Raw genomic sequence first — 17,572 nt, 5'->3', positions numbered from 1 at the left:
TCTTTTTACATAATACAATTTTAAAACTCCATTGAAACAGTTGTCTCTATAGAGTAGGAATTCCTGAAGAACAGCTTAGATGACCTTCTTTATCGATGAGGATGGCTTCGATGCCCTCAAAACTTTCGACTTGCCAGAGGTTAGAAGCATGTCTTTCTCCAAAGAGTCGAGTCGTTCAGATTTCGCCATCGACTGATTTATCAGAGATGATTGTTAGACTCGCTAGTTCCGTTTCAACAGGATATCCTGTTTGATTAGACTTCCTGCGAAACAATATATGGTAGAATAGTTCTATGAATTATGAAGCAAGTAAACAACTAACTGATGCACAATTTAAGCGCCTTGTTGGTATTCAGCGTACCACTTTTGAAGAGATGTTAGCTGTATTAAAAAGAGCTTATCAACGTAAACACGCAAAAGGGGGACGAAAACCTAAATTAAGCCTAGAAGACCTTCTTATGGACACTCTTCAATATGTGCGAGAATACCGCACTTATGAACAAATTGCGGCTGATTTTGGTATTCACGAAAGCAACTTAATCCGTCGGAGCCAATGGGTTGAAGTAACTCTTGTTCAAAGTGGTTTTACGGTTTCAAGAACTCCTCTTAGTTCTGAGGACACGGTAATGATTGATGCGACGGAAGTAAAAATCAATCGCCCTAAAAAAACAATTAGCGAATTATTCTGGTAAAAAGAAATTTCACGCTATGAAGGCTCAAGCGATTGTCACAAGTCAAGGGAGAATTGTTTCTTTGGAGATCACTGTGAACTATTGTCATGATATGAAGTTGTTCAAAATGAGTCGCACGCAAACTCCACGTAAATCCAGCAAACTCAAGCTGCTAACAGCTGAAGATAAAGCCTGTAACCATGCGCTATCTAAGGAGAGAATCAAGGTTGAGAATATTTTTGACAGAGTATAGTAGATTGAAACTAGAATAGTACACCTATACTTCTAAAACATTGTTAGAAATCGATTTGACTGTCTTGATCGATTTGTCCTGTCCTTTTTCTTTCACTCATTGGGATTGTTGGCTTACTGTTTGGCATCCAAACCATTCAGCCTCTTCAAAAGATTGCACATCTGATTCCCTTTACTTACTTGCGTTCAGTGGAGATTTTATCTGGAAGATTACCTAAGCAAATTGATAATGTCAATCTAAATTGGGACATGGGGCTAGTTTTACTTCCTTGCCTGATTATCCTTTTGCTAGTGGGAATTCTATTTATCGAAAGATGGGGAAGTTCACAGAAAAAAGAAATTTTTAATAGATCCTAGCTTTCCTATAGGGAAAATAAGTAAAAACTAACATAGAGAGGGAATCAACTTGATTCTCTCTTTTTGATTCGAAAACCAAACCAAAATACAAACAGAAACTTTTCAAAAAAATAACTTTTTATCTTGACAAGATCTAGAAAACTTGGTATCATATAAAAGTTGAGAAAAGCAGAAGTGAGAGCTTCTCGCCTTGTGACATCAAGTTGCCTGGCCCTACGGATGAAAAGTTTCTAAGAAACGCTATCATAACGTGCGGGCTTGTATATTTACGAGTCCGCTATTGTTTTTCTCTAATAAAACAAAAGAGGTGAAAACCATAGCAAAGCAAGACTTATTCATCAATGATGAGATTCGTGTACGTGAAGTTCGCTTGATTGGTCTTGAAGGAGAACAGCTAGGTATCAAGCCACTCAGTGAAGCGCAAGCTTTGGCTGATAACGCTAATGTTGACCTAGTATTGATTCAACCCCAAGCCAAACCGCCTGTTGCAAAAATTATGGACTACGGTAAGTTCAAATTTGAGTACCAGAAGAAGCAAAAAGAACAACGTAAAAAACAAAGCGTTGTTACTGTGAAAGAAGTTCGTCTAAGTCCAACTATTGACAAGGGTGACTTTGAGACAAAACTTCGTAATGCACGTAAGTTCCTTGAAAAAGGAAATAAAGTTAAGGTATCTATTCGCTTTAAGGGTCGTATGATTACCCATAAAGAGATTGGTGCAAAAGTTTTAGCCGAGTTTGCTGAAGCAACTCAAGATATTGCCATCATCGAACAACGTGCTAAAATGGATGGACGTCAAATGTTCATGCAATTGGCGCCAGCGACTGACAAAAAATAATTGTCAGAAAGTTAAATAAAGGAGAAAAAATCATGCCAAAACAAAAAACACACCGCGCATCAGCTAAACGTTTCAAACGTACAGGTTCTGGTGGACTTAAACGTTTCCGTGCTTACACTTCTCACCGTTTCCACGGAAAAACTAAGAAACAACGTCGTCATCTTCGTAAAGCATCTATGGTGCATTCAGGAGATTACAAACGTATCAAAGCAATGCTTACTCGCTTGAAATAATAGCTTGACTGTAAGTAAATAATTCTAGGAAATATTTGGAGGAAATAAAACATGGCACGTGTTAAAGGTGGCGTTGTATCACGCAAACGTCGTAAACGTATTCTTAAATTAGCAAAAGGTTACTATGGAGCTAAACACATCTTGTTCCGTACTGCAAAAGAACAAGTAATGAACTCTTACTACTATGCATACCGTGATCGTCGTCAGAAAAAACGTGACTTCCGCAAATTGTGGATCACTCGTATCAACGCGGCAGCTCGTATGAACGGACTTTCATACTCACAATTGATGCATGGTTTGAAATTGGCTGAGATCGAAGTTAACCGTAAAATGCTTGCTGACTTGGCTGTTAACGATGCAGCAGCTTTCACAGCTCTTGCAGATGCAGCTAAAGCAAAACTTGGTAAATAACAACTGATGAGACTGGAAGAGGATTGTCCAGTCTTTTTAAAAATAAAGGAGAAAAATATGGCTTCAAAAATGCTACATACTTGCTTGCGAGTAGAAAATCTTGAAAAATCAATTGCATTCTATCAAGATGCTTTTGGTTTTAAAGAATTGCGTCGCAGAGATTTTCCAGATCATGCCTTCACGATTGTCTATCTAGGTCTTGAGGGTGATGACTATGAGTTGGAATTGACTTATAACTACGATCACGGCCCTTATGTGGTTGGAGATGGCTTTGCTCATATCGCCCTAAGTACACCTGATCTTGAGGTTCTTCATCAAGAGCACAGTGCAAAAGGCTATGAAGTGACTGAGCCAAATGGCCTACCAGGAACTACACCAAACTATTACTTTGTCAAAGACCCTGATGGCTACAAGGTCGAAGTCATTCGTGAAAAATAATCTCATGAGGTCAAGTAGAATGTTCCTTTTCTACTTGACTTTTTTTAGCTGAAAGAGTATACTAATAAAAATTTAACCTTTAAGGGGAGTCCAGAGAGACTCACAAGGTGTCAGATAAAAGAATAGTACAATTTTCTAGAGGAGACTTTTGAGTGTGCTCTCTTCTGTTGTACAATTTTAACTGAGGCCTTGCACTAGCAAGGTCTTTTCTTTGTCTGGTCCCCTTAAAATTTAAGGAGGAAAAGTCATGAATCCCACATGTAAGAAACGTTTGGGTGCCATTCGGTTGGAAACCATGAAGGTGGTTGCACAGGAGGAAATCGCGCCAGCAATCTTTGAACTAGTCTTAGAAGGAGAAATGGTTGAAGTCATGCGAGCAGGACAATTTCTACATCTGCGTGTGCCTGATGATGCCCATCTTTTGCGTCGTCCTATTTCAATTTCGTCTATCGATAAGGTTAAGAAGCAGTGTCATCTCATTTACCGAATTGAGGGAGCTGGGACAGCTATTTTCTCAACCCTAAGTCAGGGAGATACTCTTGATGTGATGGGGCCTCAGGGAAATGGTTTTGACTTGTCTGACCTTGATGAGCAGAGCCAGGTTCTCCTTGTTGGTGGGGGGATTGGTGTTCCGCCCTTGCTTGAGCTTGCTAAGGGATTGCATGCGCGTGGTGTGAAAGTAGTGACTGTCCTTGGCTTTGCTAATAAGGATGCTGTTATTTTGAAAACGGAATTGGCTCAGTATGGTCAGGTCTTTGTAACGACAGATGATGGTTCTTATGGCATCAAGGGAAATGTTTCCGTTGTTATCAATGATTTAGATAGTCAGTTTGATGCTGTTTACTCGTGTGGGGCTCCAGGAATGATGAAGTATATCAATCAAACCTTTGATGATCACCCAAGAGCCTATTTATCTCTGGAATCTCGTATGGCTTGTGGGATGGGAGCTTGCTATGCCTGTGTTCTAAAAGTACCAGAAAGCGAGACGGTCAGCCAACGCGTCTGTGAAGATGGTCCTGTTTTCCGCACAGGAACAGTTGTATTATAAGGAGAAAATTATGACTACAAATCGATTACAAGTGTCTCTACCTGGTTTGGATTTGAAAAATCCGATTATTCCAGCATCAGGCTGTTTTGGTTTTGGACAAGAGTATGCCAAGTACTATGATTTAGACCTTTTAGGTTCTATTATGATCAAGGCGACAACCCTTGAATCCCGTTTTGGCAATCCAACTCCAAGAGTGGCAGAGACGCCTGCTGGTATGCTCAATGCAATTGGCTTGCAAAATCCGGGTTTGGAAGTTGTTTTGGCTGAAAAGTTACCTTGGCTGGAAAGAGAATATCCAAATCTTCCTATTATTGCCAATGTGGCTGGTTTTTCAAAACAAGAATATGCAGCTGTTTCTCATGGGATTTCCAAGGCAGCTAATATAAAGGCTATTGAGCTCAATATTTCTTGCCCCAACGTAGATCACTGTAATCACGGGCTTTTGATTGGTCAAGACCCAGATTTGGCTTATGATGTGGTGAAAGCAGCTGTAGAGGCTTCTGATGTACCGGTTTATGTCAAACTAACTCCTAGTGTGACGGATATTGTCACAGTCGCAAAAGCTGCAGAAGATGCGGGAGCAAGTGGCTTGACCATGATCAATACTCTGGTTGGAATGCGCTTTGACCTCAAAACCAGAAAACCAATCTTGGCTAATGGAACAGGTGGAATGTCAGGTCCAGCAGTCTTTCCAGTAGCGCTCAAACTCATCCGTCAAGTCGCCCAAACCACAGACCTGCCAATCATTGGAATGGGGGGAGTGGATTCGGCTGAAGCTGCCCTAGAAATGTATATGGCTGGAGCCTCGGCCATCGGAGTTGGAACAGCCAACTTTACCAATCCATATGCCTGTCCTGATATCATCGAAAATTTACCAAAAGTCATGGACAAATACGGCATTAGCAGTCTGGAAGATTTACGCAAGGAAGTAAAAGAGTCTCTGAAGTAAGCTACAATCAATCTGTTCTTGATTTTTTATTAGTTTGTAATATAAATTTAAGAGAATTTTGGTACAATAAAATAAATAAGAACAGAGGAAGAAGGTTAATGAAGAAAGTAAGATTTATTTTTTTAGCTCTGCTATTTTTCTTAGCTAGTCCAGAGGGTGCAATGGCTAGTGATGGTACTTGGCAAGGAAAACAGTATCTGAAAGAAGATGGCAGTCAAGCAGCAAATGAGTGGGTTTTTGATACTCATTATCAATCTTGGTTCTATATAAAAGCAGATGCTAACTATGCTGAAAATGAATGGCTAAAGCAAGGTGACGACTATTTTTACCTCAAATCTGGTGGCTATATGGCCAAATCAGAATGGGTAGAAGACAAGGGAACCTTTTATTATCTTGACCAAGCTGGAAAGATGAAAAGAAATGCTTGGGTAGGAACTTCCTATGTTGGTGCAACAGGTGCCAAAGTAATAGAAGACTGGGTCTATGATTCTCAATACGATGCTTGGTTTTATATCAAAGCAGATGGACAGCACGCAGAGAAAGAATGGCTCCAAATTAAAGGGAAGGACTATTATTTCAAATCCGGTGGTTATCTACTGACAAGTCAGTGGATTAATCAAGCTTATGTGAATGCTAGTGGTGCCAAAGTACAGCAAGGTTGGCTTTTTGACAAACAATACCAATCTTGGTTTTACATCAAAGAAAATGGAAACTATGCTGATAAAGAATGGATTTTCGAGAATGGTCACTATTATTATCTCAAATCTGGTGGCTATATGGCAGCCAATGAATGGATTTGGGATAAGAAGTCATGGTTTTATCTCAAATCTGATGGCAAAATGGCAGATAAAGAATGGTTATACGATTCTAAAAGTCAAGCCTGGTACTACTTCAAATCTGGTGGCTACATGGCAGCCAATGAATGGATTTGGGATAAGGAGTCATGGTTTTACCTCAAGTCTGATGGCAAAATGGCTAAAAAAGAATGGGTCTACGATTCTAAAAGTCAAGCCTGGTACTACTTCAAATCCGGTGGCTACATGGCGAAAAATGAGACAGTAGATGGTTATCAGCTTGGAAGCGATGGTAAATGGCGTGGAGAAAAAGCTACAAATGAAAATGCTGCTTATTATCAAGTAGTACCAGTCACAGCAAATATCTATAATGCAGATGGTGAAAAGCTCTCCTATATATCGCAAGCTAGTGTTGTTTGGCTAGATAAGGATAGAAAAAGTGATGACAAGCGCCTGGCTATTACTATTTCTGGTTTGTCAGGCTATATGAAAACAGAAGATTTACAAGCGCTAGATGCCAGTAAGGACTTTATCCCTTATTATGAGAGTGATGGCCACCGTTTTTATCACTATGTGGCTCAGAATGCTAGTATCCCAGTAGCTTCTCATCTTTCTGATATGGAAGTAGGCAAGAAATATTATTCGGCAGATGGCCTGCATTTTGATGGTTTTAAGCTTGAGAATCCCTTCCTTTTCAAAGATTTAACAGAGGCTACCAACTACAGTGCTGAAGAATTGGATAAGGTATTTAGTTTGCTAAACATTAACAATAGCCTTTTGGAGAACAAGGGCGCTACTTTTAAGGAAGCCGAAGAACATTACCATATCAATGCCCTTTATCTCCTTGCCCATAGTGCCCTAGAAAGTGACTGGGGAAGAAGTAAAATTGCCAAAGATAAGAATAATTTCTTTGGCATTACAGCCTATGATACGACCCCTTACCTTTCTGCTAAGACATTTGATGATGTGGATAAGGGAATTTTAGGTGCAACCAAGTGGATTAAGGAAAATTATATCGATAGGGGAAGAACTTTCCTTGGAAACAAGGCGTCTGGTATGAATGTAGAATATGCCTCAGACCCTTATTGGGGTGAAAAAATTGCTAGTGTGATGATGAAAATCAATGAGAAACTAGGTGGCAAAGATTAGTCCTATAATTGGATATGATTTGAGTGAATAGTATGTTAAAAATCCTGATTTTAAGTAAAATCAGGATTTTTTCATGGATGCGATTTTTTCTGGGTCTGGTGTGACACGGAGGGTCTTTTGTCCTGTGTAGGTGACAAAGCCGGGTTTTCCACCAGTTGGTTTGTTGAGTTTCTTGATTTCAATCATATCTACCTGCACCAGATTTGACAGGCGACCTTGAGAGAAGTAGGCAGCTAGTTCTGCTGCTTCTGTCTTGACTTCATCAGATGGGTCAAGATTGCCTGAGATGACAACGTGGCTTCCAGGAATGTCCTTGGCATGGAACCAAAGTTCCTCTTTGCGGGCCATTTTAAAGGTTAGCTCCTCGTTTTGTAGGTTGTTTCGGCCGACATAGATGATGGTTTTGCCATCGCTTGCTAGATATTGTTCTGGTTTTTTGCGTTTCTGGATTTTCTCCCGCTGTCTTCTGCGGATAAAGCCAGTTTGAATCAATTCTTCACGGATTTCAGCGATTTCTTCCAGCCCAGCTTGGTTGAGGACGGTTTCTACACTTTCCAGATAGAGAATAGTGGCCTTGGTTTCCTCAATCAGATCAGTCAAGTATTTGACAGCTTCTTTGAGTTTCTGATACCGTTTAAAATAGCGTTGGGCATTTTGGTTGGGAGTCAAGGCCTTATCAAGCGCAATCGTGATAGGTTGGTTGGTGTAGTAGTTGTCTAGGATAACCTGGTCTTGGTCGTTAGGCACTTGGTGGAGGAAGGTTGTCAGCAATTCTCCTTTTTGACGAAATTCTTCAGCGTTGTCTGTCGCCAGTAACTCTTTTTCCTGCTTTTTCAGCTTATGTCGGTTTTTCTGAAGTTCATTTTCAACACGACGAATGAGTTCACTGGCTTGCTGTTTGACGCGGTCGCGTTCTGCCTTGTCCTTATAGTAGGTGTCCAGCAAATCAGAAAGACTGGTAAAAGGCTCTCCTACTTGATTTTTAAAAGGAACTGGACTGAAGGATGTCTCAGTCAAGCATGGCTGGGTTTCTTGATGGAAAAAGGTACGGAAAGTAGACAGTTTATCACTAACCAGAATCCTTTCCAATTCATTTGCCGTATCGCGTCCCAGACCTTGAAAGAGGCTTTGAAGATTTTTAGCTGTCGTTTCCTGTGTTTGCAGGATTTCAAAGAGTTTCTCGTCCTTGATAGTAAAAGGATTGAGAGATTCCGTACTTGGCGGAGCGATATAGGTCGATCCAGGAAGCAAGGTGCGGTAGCTATTTTGTGAAAAACCAACGTGTTTAATGACTTCGAGAATTTTGTGGCTACTTTTATCAACCAGTAGAATATTACTGTGTTTCCCCATAATCTCGATAATCAGGGTAGCCTGGATATGGTCTCCAATCTCGTTTTTATTGGAAACTGTCATTTCCACAATACGGTCATTTTCCACCTGCTCAATCGACTCAATCAGGGCCCCCTGTAAATACTTTCTCAAAACCATGATAAAGGTAGAAGGTTGGGCTGGATTTTCAAAAGTCGTTTGGGTCAGCTGAATGCGTCCAAAAACGGGATGGGCAGAAAGGAGCAGGCGGTGACTTTGGCGATTGCTGCGGATTTGCAAGACCAACTCTTGTTCAAAAGGCTGATTGATTTTCTGGATGCGACCATTCACTAATTCGCTTCGCAATTCCTCAACTATGTGGTGTAAAAAAAATCCATCAAATGACATCGTTCTCTCCTTGTGATTGTATTCCATAGTATTATATCAAAAAGGTAGAATAAAATCATGGAAATGTGGTATAATAAAGCCAAGTAAAGAGAAACGAGAAGCACATGTATATTGAAATGGTAGATGAAACTGGTCAAGTTTCAAAAGAAATGTTGCAACAAACCCAAGAAATTTTGGAATTTGCAGCCCAAAAATTAGGAAAAGAAGACAAGGAGATGGCAGTCACTTTTGTGACCAATGAGCGTAGTCATGAACTTAATCTGGAGTACCGTGACACCGACCGTCCGACAGATGTCATTAGCCTTGAGTATAAACCAGAATTGGAAATTGCCTTTGACGAAGAGGATTTGCTTGAAAATCCAGAATTGACAGAGATGATGTCTGAGTTTGATGCCTATATTGGGGAATTGTTCATCTCTATCGATAAGGCTCATGAGCAGGCCGAAGAATATGGTCACAGCTTTGAGCGTGAGATGGGCTTCTTGGCAGTACACGGCTTTTTACATATTAACGGCTATGATCACTACACTCCGAAAGAAGAAGCGGAGATGTTCGGTTTACAAGAAGAAATTTTGACAGCCTATGGACTCACAAGACAATAAACGAAAATGGAAAAATCGTGACCTGATATCCAGTTTAGAATTTGCTTTGACAGGTATTTTTACTGCTATCAAGGAAGAACGCAATATGCGAAAACACGCAGTGACGGCTCTAGTGGTCATCCTTGCAGGTTTTGTTTTTCAGGTGTCACGAATCGAATGGCTCTTTCTCCTATTGAGCATTTTCTTGGTAGTAGCCTTTGAGATTATCAACTCTGCTATTGAAAATGTGGTGGATTTAGCCAGTCACTATCACTTTTCCATGCTGGCTAAAAATGCCAAGGATATGGCGGCTGGCGCGGTATTAGTGGTTTCTCTTTTCGCAGCCTTAACAGGCGCATTAATTTTTCTCCCACGAATCTGGGATTTATTATTTTAAACAGTAAGAGGAAATTATGACTTTTAAATCAGGTTTTGTAGCCATTTTAGGACGTCCCAATGTTGGGAAGTCAACTTTTTTAAATCATGTCATGGGGCAAAAGATTGCCATCATGAGTGACAAGGCGCAGACAACGCGCAACAAAATTATGGGAATTTACACGACTGATAAAGAGCAAATCGTCTTTATCGATACGCCAGGGATTCACAAGCCTAAGACGGCTCTTGGAGATTTCATGGTTGAGTCTGCCTACAGTACCCTTCGTGAAGTGGATACCGTGCTTTTCATGGTGCCTGCTGATGAAGCGCGTGGTAAGGGGGACGACATGATTATTGAGCGTCTCAAGGCTGCCAAGGTTCCTGTGATTTTGGTTGTGAACAAGATTGATAAGGTTCATCCAGACCAGCTCTTGTCTCAGATTGATGACTTCCGTAATCAAATGGACTTTAAGGAAATTGTTCCAATCTCAGCCCTTCAGGGAAATAATGTGTCTCGTCTAGTGGATATTTTGAGTGAAAATCTGGACGAAGGTTTCCAATATTTCCCGTCTGATCAAATCACAGACCATCCAGAACGTTTCTTGGTTTCAGAAATGGTTCGCGAGAAAGTCTTGCACCTAACTCGTGAAGAGATTCCGCATTCTGTTGCAGTAGTTGTGGATTCTATGAAACGAGACGAAGAGACAGACAAGGTTCATATCCGTGCAACCATCATGGTCGAGCGTGATAGCCAAAAAGGGATTATCATCGGTAAAGGTGGCGCTATGCTTAAGAAAATCGGTAGCATGGCCCGTCGTGATATCGAACTCATGCTAGGAGACAAGGTCTTCCTAGAAACCTGGGTCAAGGTCAAGAAAAACTGGCGCGATAAAAAGCTGGATTTAGCTGACTTTGGCTATAATGAAAAAGAATACTAAGTAGAGGTGGGCTCATGCCTGCTTCTTGTTTTTACAGAAGGAGAACTTATGCCTGAATTACCTGAGGTTGAAACCGTTCGTCGTGGCTTGGAAAAATTGATTTTGGGTAAGAAGATTTCGAGTATAGAAATTCGTTATCCCAAGATGATTAAGACGGATTTGGACGAGTTTCAAAAGGAAGTGCCTGGTCAGATTGTTGAGTCAATGGGACGTCGTGGTAAATATTTACTTTTCTGCCTGACAGAAAAGGTTTTGATTTCCCATCTGCGGATGGAGGGCAAGTATTTTTACTATCCAGACCAAGTACCTGAACGCAAACATGCCCATGTTTTCTTTCAGTTTGAAGATGGTGGCACGCTTGTTTATGAGGATGTTCGCAAGTTTGGTACTATGGAATTGCTGGTGCCAGACCTTTTAGACGCCTACTTTATTTCTAAAAAATTAGGTCCTGAACCAAGCGAACAAGACTTTGATTTACAGGTTTTTCAAGATGCCCTAGCCAAGTCCAAAAAGCCTATCAAATCCCATCTCCTAGACCAGACTTTGGTAGCTGGACTTGGCAATATCTATGTGGATGAGGTTCTCTGGCGAGCTCAGGTTCATCCGGCTAGACCTTCCCAGACTTTGACAGCAGCAGAAGCGACAGCTATTCATGACCAGACCATTGCTGTATTGGGACAGGCTGTTGAAAAAGGTGGATCCACCATTCGGACCTATACCAATGCCTTTGGAGAAGATGGAACCATGCAGGATTTTCATCAGGTATATGATAAGACTGGTCAAGAATGTGTACGCTGTGGTACCATCATTGAGAAAATTCAACTAGGCGGACGAGGCACCCACTTTTGTCCAAACTGTCAAAGGAGGGACTGATGAGAAAAATCATCGGAATCACTGGGGGAATTGCCTCTGGTAAGTCAACTGTGACAAATTTTCTAAGAAAGCAAGGTTTTCAAGTAGTGGATGCCGACGCAGTCGTCCACCAACTACAGAAACCTGGTGGTCGTCTGTTTGAAGCTCTAGTCCAGCACTTTGGGCAAGAAATCATCCTTGAAAACGGAGAACTTAAACGCCTTCTCCTAGCTAGTCTTATCTTTTCAAATCCTGAAGAACGAGAATGGTCTAAGCAAATCCAAGGAGAGATTATCCGTGAAGAGTTGGCTACTTTGAGAGACCAATTGGTTCAGACAGAAGAGATTTTCTTCATGGATATTCCCCTACTTTTTGAGCAGGACTACAGCGCTTGGTTTGATGAGATATGGTTGGTCTATGTGGACCGAGATGCTCAAGTAGAACGCTTAATGAAAAGGGACCAGTTGTCCAAAGATGAAGCTGAATCTCGTCTGGCAGCCCAGTGGCCTTTAGAGAAAAAGAAAGATTTGGCCAGCCATGTTTTAAACAACAATGGAAATCAAGACCAGCTTCTCACTCAGGTACGTATCCTGCTTGAGGGAGGTAAGCAAGATGACAGAGATTAACTGAAAAGATAATCTGCGCATTGCCTGGTTTGGTAATTTTCTGACAGGAGCCAGTATTTCTTTGGTTGTGCCTTTTATGCCCATCTTTGTGGAAAGTCTGGGTGTAGGGGGAGAGCAAGTTGCTTTTTTTGCAGGCTTAGCTATTTCTGTCTCTGCTATTTCTGCGGCGCTCTTTTCTCCTATTTGGGGTATTCTTGCTGACAAATACGGTCGAAAACCCATGATGATTCGAGCTGGGCTTGCCATGACCATTACTATGGGAGGCTTAGCCTTTGTCCCAAATATCTATTGGCTAATCTTTCTTCGTTTATTAAACGGTGTATTTGCAGGATTTGTTCCTAATGCAACTGCCTTGATAGCCAGTCAGGTTCCCAAGGAGAAATCAGGCTCTGCCTTAGGTACTTTGTCTACAGGCGTAGTTGCATGCACTCTAACTGGTCCCTTTATTGGTGGCTTTATCGCAGAATTATTTGGCATTCGTACAGTTTTCTTACTGGTTGGTAGTTTTCTATTTTTAGCTGCTCTTTTGACTATTTGCTTTATCAAGGAAGATTTTCAACCAGTAGCCAAGGAAAAGGCCATTCCAACAAAGGAATTATTTACCTCTGTTAAATATCCCTATCTTTTGCTCAATCTCTTTTTAACCAGTTTTGTCATCCAATTTTCAGCTCAATCGATCGGCCCTATTTTGGCTCTTTATGTACGCGACTTAGGGCAGACAGAGAATCTTCTTTTTGTCTCTGGTTTGATTGTGTCCAGTATGGGCTTTTCCAGTATGATGAGTGCAGGAGTTATGGGAAAGCTAGGTGACAAGGTGGGCAATCATCGTCTCTTGGTTGTCGCCCAGTTTTATTCAGTCATCATCTATCTCCTCTGTGCCAATGCCTCTAGCCCCCTTCAACTAGGACTCTATCGATTTCTCTTTGGATTGGGAACTGGTGCCTTGATTCCCGGGGTTAATGCCCTACTCAGCAAAATGACTCCCAAAGCCGGCATTTCGAGGGTCTTTGCCTTCAATCAGGTATTCTTTTATCTGGGAGGTGTTGTTGGGCCTATGGCAGGTTCTGCAGTAGCAGGTCAATTTGGCTATCATGCAGTCTTTTATGCGACAAGCCTTTAGTTGTCTCTTTAACCTGCTTCAATTTCGAACATTATTAGACTTCCTGCGAAACAATATATGGTATAATAGTTCTATGGATTATGAAGCAAGTGAACAACTAACTGATGCACGATTTAAGCTCCTGGTTGGTGTTCAGTGCACGACTTTTGAAGAGATGTTAGCTGTATTAAAAAGAGATTATCAAGGTAAACACGCAAAAGGGGGACGAAAACCTAAACTAAGCCTAGAATACCTTCTTATGGCGACTTCAATATGTGCGAGAATATCGAACTTATGAAGAAATTGCGGCTGATCTTGGTATCCACGAAAGCAACTTAATCCGTCGGAGCCAATGGGTTGAAGTAACTCTTGTTCAAAGGTGGTGTTGCGATTTCAAGAACTCCTCTCAGTTCTGAGGACACGGTAATGATTGATGCGACGGAAGTAAAAATCAATCGTCCTAAAAAAACAATTAGCGAATGATTCTGGTAAAAAGAAATGCCACGCTATGAAGGCTCAGGCGATTGTCACAAGCCAAGGGAGAATTGTTTCTTTGGAGATCACTGTGAACTATTGTCATGATATGAAGTTGTTCAAAATGAGTCGCAGAAATATCGGACAAGCTGGTAAAATCTTGTCTGACAGTGGTTATCAAGGACTCATGAAGATATATCCTCAAGCACAAACTCCACGTAAATCCAGCAAACTCAAGCCGCTAACAGCTGAAGATAAAGCCTGTAACCATGCGCTATCTAAGGAGAGAATCAAGGTTGAGAGTATTTTTGACAAAGTATAGTAGATTGAAACTAGAATAGTACACCTCTACTTCTAAAACATTGTTAGAAATCGATTTGACTGTCTTGATTGATTTGTCCTGTTCTTATTTCATTTCACTATGAAAACGTTTAAAATATTTTCAACAACCTATCGAAATCATCGTAAACACTTCGGATTACGAATGAATTTGATTGCTGGTATTATCAATCATGAACTAGGATTCTAGTTTTGCAGGAAGTCTAATCAAGAGGAAAGTAAATGACGATTAAGGTAATTGCGACAGATATGGATGGGACCTTGCTGGATGCTAGAGGCCAGCTTGATCTCCCACGCTTGGAAAAGATTGTGGATCAGTTGGATCAAAGGGGGATTCGTTTTGTTATCGCGACGGGGAATGAAATTCACCGCATGAGGCAACTCCTGGAGCACTTGGTGGATCGAGTGGTTCTGGTGGTTGCTAATGGTGCTCATATTTTTGAAAACAATGAATTGATTCAGGCTCAGACTTGGGATGATGCCATTGTCGATAAGGCTTTGGCTCATTTCGAGGGTCGAGCGTGTCAGGATCAATTTGTTGTAACAGGGATGAAGGGTGGTTTCGTCAAGGAAGGTACCATTTTTACAGACCTTGAAAGTTTTATGACTCCAGAAATGATTGAAGAATTCTACCAACGAATGAATTTTGTGGATGAATTAACCTCTGACCTCTTTGGTGGTGTGCTCAAGATGAGTATGGTTGTTGGTGAGGAACGTTTGAATTCGGTATTGGAAGAAATCAATGACCTCTTTGATGGCCGTGTTCGGGCTGTATCGAGTGGCTATGGTTGCATTGATATCCTCCAAGTTGGAATTCATAAAGCATGGGGCTTGGAAGAATTACTCAAGCGTTGGGACTTGAACCCCCAACAAATCATGGCTTTTGGCGATAGTGAAAATGATGTTGAAATGCTTGAAATGGCTGGAATTGCCTATGCGATGGAAAATGCTGATGACAAAGCCAAAGCTGTGGCGACGGCTCTAGCGCCAGCCAATAGCCAAGGAGGAGTTTACCAAGTATTGGAAAACTGGTTAGAAAAAGGAGAATGAAGTAGCAGTACAGTTATTAGAAAATTGGTTACTAAAGGAACAAGAAAAAATCCAAACCAAGTATCGTCACCTAAATCAGGTTTCAGTTGTAGAGCCAGATATTCTTTTTATTGGGGATTCCATTGTCGAATATTATCCTCTGCAGGAGTTGTTTGGGACTTCAAAGACAATTGTCAATCGAGGAATTTGTGGCTATCAGACAGGACTGTTATTAGAGAATCTGGATGCGCATCTGTACGGTGGGGAGGTAGATAAAATTGTCCTTTTAATTGGGACGAACGATATTGGAAAAGATGTGCCTGTGAATGAGGCTCTCAATAATCTCGAAGCTATCATCAATCCATTGCTCGCGATTATCCACTGACTGAGATAAAATTACTTTCCATTTTGCCAGTTAATGAAGGCGAGGAGTATAAGCAGACAGTCTATATCCGCACGAATGAAAAAATTCAGAACAGGAATCACGCCTATCAAGAGCTTGCTTCTGCCTATATGCAGGTGGAATTTTTGTCAGTTTTTGACAGTTTGACAGACCAGGCGGGCCAACTAAAAAAAGAATATACAACTGATGGACTGCACCTCAGTGTTGCTGGTTATCAGGTTTTGACAAAAGCCTTGAAAGGCTATCTTTACTAAATAGCTAAATAAAGTTAAATTTGAGCATAATATCTTGTAAAAAATTCTAAAATCCTTTAAAATAAAAAGTGATGGAGGAATTTATGAATGTAAATCAGATTGTACGGATTATTCCTACTTTAAAAGTTAATAATAGAAAATTAAATGAAACATTTTATATTGAAACCCTTGGCATGAAGGCCTTGTTAGAGGAATCAGCCTTCCTATCACTAGGGGACCAAACAGGTCTTGAAAAGCTGGTTTTAGAAGAAGCACCAAGCATGCGTACTCGTAAGGTAGAGGGACGAAAAAAACTGGCTAGATTGATTATCAAGGTGGAAAATCCCTTAGAAATCGAGGGACTCTTATCTAAAACAGATTCGATTCATCGATTATATAAAGGTCAAAATGGCTACGCTTTTGAAATTTTTTCACCAGAAGATGATTTGATTTTGATTCATGCAGAAGATGACAGAGCAAGTCTAGTAGAAGTAGGAGAAAAGCCTGAATTTCAAACAGATTTGGCATCAATCTCTTTAAGTAAATTTGAGATTTCTATGGAATTACATCTCCAAACTGATATCGAAAGTTTCTTGGAATCATCTGAAATTGGGGCATCCCTTGATTTTATTCCAGCTCAGGGGAAGGATTTGACTGTGGACAATACGGTTACCTGGGACTTATCTATGCTCAAGTTCTTGGTCAATGAACTAGATATATCAAGTCTTCGCCAGAAGTTTGAGTCTACAGAATATTTTATTCCTAAGTCTGAAAAATTCTTCCTTGGAAAAGATAGAAATAATGTTGAATTGTGGTTTGAAGAAGTATGAAGTGGACCCAGATTATTAAAAAAATAGAAGAACAAATCGAGGCAGGGATTTATCCCGGAGCCTCTTTTGCGTATTTTAAGGACAATCAATGGACGGAGTTCTATATTGGCCAGAGTCACCCAGAGCATGGTTTGCAGACTGAGGCAGGACTAGTTTATGACCTAGCTAGTGTCAGCAAGGTTGTTGGGGTTGGCACAGTTTGTACCTTCTTGTGGGAAATAGGTCAATTAGATATTGATAGACTGGTAATAGATTTTTTACCTGAGAGTGATTATCCAGACATCACTATTCGCCAGCTCTTGACTCATGCAACAGACCTTGATCCTTTTATTCCTAATCGTGATCTTTTAACAGCCCCTGAATTAAAGGAAGCGATGTTTCATCTCAACAGACGAAGTCAGCCAGCCTTTCTTTATTCGGATGTCCATTTTTTGCTGTTGGGCTTTATTTTGGAAAGAATTTTTAATCAAGATTTGGATGTGATTTTAAAGGATCAAGTCTGGAAACCTTGGGGAATGACGGAAACTAAGTTTGGGCCAGTTGAGCTTGCTGTTCCAACAGTTAGAGGTGTAGAGGCAGGCATAGTGCATGATCCCAAGGCTCGTCTCCTGGGTAGACATGCTGGGAGTGCTGGTTTATTTTCGACTATAAAGGATTTACAAATCTTTTTAGAACACTATTTAGCAGATGATTTTGCAAGAGACTTAAATCAAAATTTTTCTCCTTTGGATGACAAGGAACGTTCTTTAGCATGGAATTTGGAAGGAGATTGGCTAGACCATACGGGCTATACAGGTACCTTTATCATGTGGAATCGTCAGAAGCAAGAAGCCACTATTTTCCTATCGAATCGTACCTATGAAAAGGACGAGAGAGCTCAATGGATATTAGACCGCAATCAAGTGATGAACTTGATTCGCAAAGAAGAGTAAGGAGA

Annotated in this window: 16 protein-coding genes, 7 pseudogenes and 1 other annotated feature; of the genes and pseudogenes, 21 read left to right on the top strand and 2 right to left on the bottom strand. The window is 40.8% G+C overall.

What is annotated here, in order from left to right; all coding sequences use genetic code 11:
* Window positions 1-46 precede the first annotated feature (46 nt).
* Window positions 47-256: pseudogene (locus HT723_RS05865) on the bottom strand (FAD:protein FMN transferase); the annotation flags it as partial.
* A 37-nt stretch (window positions 257-293) separates the two neighbouring features.
* Here HT723_RS05865 and HT723_RS05860 point away from each other — a divergent pair.
* The 9 genes and pseudogenes from HT723_RS05860 to HT723_RS05820 all read left to right on the top strand — a co-directional run.
* Window positions 294-921 (top strand): annotated as a pseudogene (locus HT723_RS05860) (transposase family protein); the annotation flags it as partial.
* A gap of 80 nt (window positions 922-1,001) precedes the next feature.
* A pseudogene (locus HT723_RS05855) lies at window positions 1,002-1,280 on the top strand (hypothetical protein); the annotation flags it as partial.
* 160 nt (window positions 1,281-1,440) lie between these two features.
* Window positions 1,441-1,572: a sequence feature (ribosomal protein L20 leader region), on the top strand.
* A gap of 15 nt (window positions 1,573-1,587) precedes the next feature.
* On the top strand, window positions 1,588-2,118 hold the full coding sequence (infC, locus tag HT723_RS05850) for a translation initiation factor IF-3 (RefSeq protein WP_172930831.1): 531 nt from the start codon (window positions 1,588-1,590) through the stop codon (window positions 2,116-2,118).
* A gap of 32 nt (window positions 2,119-2,150) precedes the next feature.
* Window positions 2,151-2,351: a 50S ribosomal protein L35 gene (rpmI, locus tag HT723_RS05845; RefSeq protein WP_001125943.1), complete on the top strand. Its 201-nt coding sequence runs from the start codon at window positions 2,151-2,153 to the stop codon at window positions 2,349-2,351.
* Window positions 2,352-2,402: 51 nt separating this feature from the next.
* The gene (rplT, locus tag HT723_RS05840) at window positions 2,403-2,762 is read left to right on the top strand and encodes a 50S ribosomal protein L20 (RefSeq protein WP_000124834.1); all 360 of its coding nucleotides are present in this window, start codon (window positions 2,403-2,405) and stop codon (window positions 2,760-2,762) included.
* A 57-nt stretch (window positions 2,763-2,819) separates the two neighbouring features.
* A complete protein-coding gene (locus HT723_RS05835) occupies window positions 2,820-3,200 on the top strand; it encodes a VOC family protein (RefSeq protein ID WP_000157159.1) in 381 nt (126 codons plus the stop codon).
* Between the two features lie 247 nt (window positions 3,201-3,447).
* Entirely contained in the window at window positions 3,448-4,248 is an 801-nt protein-coding gene (locus HT723_RS05830) for a dihydroorotate dehydrogenase electron transfer subunit (protein WP_172925722.1), read from the top strand.
* Window positions 4,211-5,197 (top strand): dihydroorotate dehydrogenase, encoded by a 987-nt coding sequence (locus tag HT723_RS05825; RefSeq protein ID WP_172930832.1) that lies wholly within the window; start codon window positions 4,211-4,213, stop codon window positions 5,195-5,197. Before HT723_RS05830 ends, HT723_RS05825 begins: the two co-directional genes overlap by 38 nt.
* A gap of 41 nt (window positions 5,198-5,238) precedes the next feature.
* Window positions 5,239-7,140, top strand: coding sequence for a glucosaminidase domain-containing protein (locus tag HT723_RS05820; RefSeq protein WP_172930833.1), 1,902 nt, complete (start codon window positions 5,239-5,241; stop codon window positions 7,138-7,140).
* A gap of 60 nt (window positions 7,141-7,200) precedes the next feature.
* On the opposite strand, the gene pavA is transcribed toward HT723_RS05820, so the two are convergent.
* Window positions 7,201-8,856, bottom strand: coding sequence for an Rqc2 family fibronectin-binding protein PavA (pavA, locus tag HT723_RS05815; RefSeq protein WP_031233604.1), 1,656 nt, complete (start codon window positions 8,854-8,856; stop codon window positions 7,201-7,203).
* Between the two features lie 104 nt (window positions 8,857-8,960).
* Between pavA and ybeY the strand changes: the two genes are divergently transcribed.
* The 12 genes and pseudogenes from ybeY to HT723_RS05755 all read left to right on the top strand — a co-directional run bounded on the left by ybeY (window position 8,961) and on the right by HT723_RS05755 (window position 17,567).
* Complete coding sequence (gene ybeY, locus HT723_RS05810; RefSeq protein WP_172934827.1) at window positions 8,961-9,458, top strand: rRNA maturation RNase YbeY; 498 nt, start codon at window positions 8,961-8,963, stop codon at window positions 9,456-9,458.
* The gene (locus HT723_RS05805; RefSeq protein WP_000378166.1) at window positions 9,439-9,834 is read left to right on the top strand and encodes a diacylglycerol kinase; all 396 of its coding nucleotides are present in this window, start codon (window positions 9,439-9,441) and stop codon (window positions 9,832-9,834) included. The genes ybeY and HT723_RS05805 overlap by 20 nt, the downstream gene beginning before the upstream one ends.
* Window positions 9,835-9,850: 16 nt before the next feature.
* On the top strand, window positions 9,851-10,750 hold the full coding sequence (gene era, locus HT723_RS05800; protein WP_000143264.1) for a GTPase Era: 900 nt from the start codon (window positions 9,851-9,853) through the stop codon (window positions 10,748-10,750).
* A 48-nt stretch (window positions 10,751-10,798) separates the two neighbouring features.
* A complete protein-coding gene (gene mutM / locus HT723_RS05795) occupies window positions 10,799-11,623 on the top strand; it encodes a DNA-formamidopyrimidine glycosylase (protein WP_172934826.1) in 825 nt (274 codons plus the stop codon).
* Complete coding sequence (gene coaE / locus HT723_RS05790) at window positions 11,623-12,228, top strand: dephospho-CoA kinase (protein WP_119941980.1); 606 nt, start codon at window positions 11,623-11,625, stop codon at window positions 12,226-12,228. Before mutM ends, coaE begins: the two co-directional genes overlap by 1 nt.
* Window positions 12,229-12,241: 13 nt before the next feature.
* A pseudogene (locus HT723_RS05785) lies at window positions 12,242-13,385 on the top strand (multidrug efflux MFS transporter); the annotation flags it as partial.
* A gap of 36 nt (window positions 13,386-13,421) precedes the next feature.
* Window positions 13,422-14,120 (top strand): annotated as a pseudogene (locus HT723_RS05780) (transposase family protein); the annotation flags it as partial.
* A gap of 102 nt (window positions 14,121-14,222) precedes the next feature.
* Window positions 14,223-14,330, top strand: a pseudogene (locus HT723_RS05775) (IS5/IS1182 family transposase); the annotation flags it as partial.
* A gap of 32 nt (window positions 14,331-14,362) precedes the next feature.
* Window positions 14,363-15,190: an HAD family hydrolase gene (locus HT723_RS05770; protein WP_054392807.1), complete on the top strand. Its 828-nt coding sequence runs from the start codon at window positions 14,363-14,365 to the stop codon at window positions 15,188-15,190.
* A gap of 49 nt (window positions 15,191-15,239) precedes the next feature.
* Window positions 15,240-15,826 (top strand): annotated as a pseudogene (locus HT723_RS05765) (SGNH/GDSL hydrolase family protein).
* Window positions 15,827-15,909: 83 nt separating this feature from the next.
* Entirely contained in the window at window positions 15,910-16,635 is a 726-nt protein-coding gene (locus HT723_RS05760; RefSeq protein WP_023936414.1) for a CppA family protein, read from the top strand.
* Window positions 16,632-17,567 (top strand): serine hydrolase domain-containing protein, encoded by a 936-nt coding sequence (locus tag HT723_RS05755; protein WP_172934825.1) that lies wholly within the window; start codon window positions 16,632-16,634, stop codon window positions 17,565-17,567. Before HT723_RS05760 ends, HT723_RS05755 begins: the two co-directional genes overlap by 4 nt.
* Window positions 17,568-17,572 lie beyond the last annotated feature (5 nt).

Origin of the sequence: Streptococcus sp. 2106, assembly GCF_013277315.1 — a bacterium.
Taxonomy (GTDB): domain Bacteria; phylum Bacillota; class Bacilli; order Lactobacillales; family Streptococcaceae; genus Streptococcus; species Streptococcus pseudopneumoniae.
The sequence above is the reverse complement of the archived record's forward strand: the minus strand, read 5'-3'. Positions and strand labels throughout refer to the sequence as shown.

Excerpts from the sequence above, each read along its gene's own strand:
- HT723_RS05760 (WP_023936414.1), top strand. The coding sequence starts at position 15,910 with ATGAATGTAAATCAGATTGTACGGATTATTCCTACTTTAAAAGTTAAT.
- rplT (WP_000124834.1), top strand. The coding sequence starts at position 2,403 with ATGGCACGTGTTAAAGGTGGCGTTGTATCACGCAAACGTCGTAAACGT.
- HT723_RS05825 (WP_172930832.1), top strand. The coding sequence starts at position 4,211 with ATGGTCCTGTTTTCCGCACAGGAACAGTTGTATTATAAGGAGAAAATT.
- HT723_RS05835 (WP_000157159.1), top strand. The coding sequence starts at position 2,820 with ATGGCTTCAAAAATGCTACATACTTGCTTGCGAGTAGAAAATCTTGAA.
- era (WP_000143264.1), top strand. The coding sequence starts at position 9,851 with ATGACTTTTAAATCAGGTTTTGTAGCCATTTTAGGACGTCCCAATGTT.
- HT723_RS05805 (WP_000378166.1), top strand. The coding sequence starts at position 9,439 with ATGGACTCACAAGACAATAAACGAAAATGGAAAAATCGTGACCTGATA.
- HT723_RS05830 (WP_172925722.1), top strand. The coding sequence starts at position 3,448 with ATGAATCCCACATGTAAGAAACGTTTGGGTGCCATTCGGTTGGAAACC.
- rpmI (WP_001125943.1), top strand. The coding sequence starts at position 2,151 with ATGCCAAAACAAAAAACACACCGCGCATCAGCTAAACGTTTCAAACGT.
- HT723_RS05770 (WP_054392807.1), top strand. The coding sequence starts at position 14,363 with ATGACGATTAAGGTAATTGCGACAGATATGGATGGGACCTTGCTGGAT.
- coaE (WP_119941980.1), top strand. The coding sequence starts at position 11,623 with ATGAGAAAAATCATCGGAATCACTGGGGGAATTGCCTCTGGTAAGTCA.
- HT723_RS05755 (WP_172934825.1), top strand. The coding sequence starts at position 16,632 with ATGAAGTGGACCCAGATTATTAAAAAAATAGAAGAACAAATCGAGGCA.
- pavA (WP_031233604.1), bottom strand. The coding sequence starts at position 8,856 with ATGTCATTTGATGGATTTTTTTTACACCACATAGTTGAGGAATTGCGA.
- mutM (WP_172934826.1), top strand. The coding sequence starts at position 10,799 with ATGCCTGAATTACCTGAGGTTGAAACCGTTCGTCGTGGCTTGGAAAAA.
- ybeY (WP_172934827.1), top strand. The coding sequence starts at position 8,961 with ATGTATATTGAAATGGTAGATGAAACTGGTCAAGTTTCAAAAGAAATG.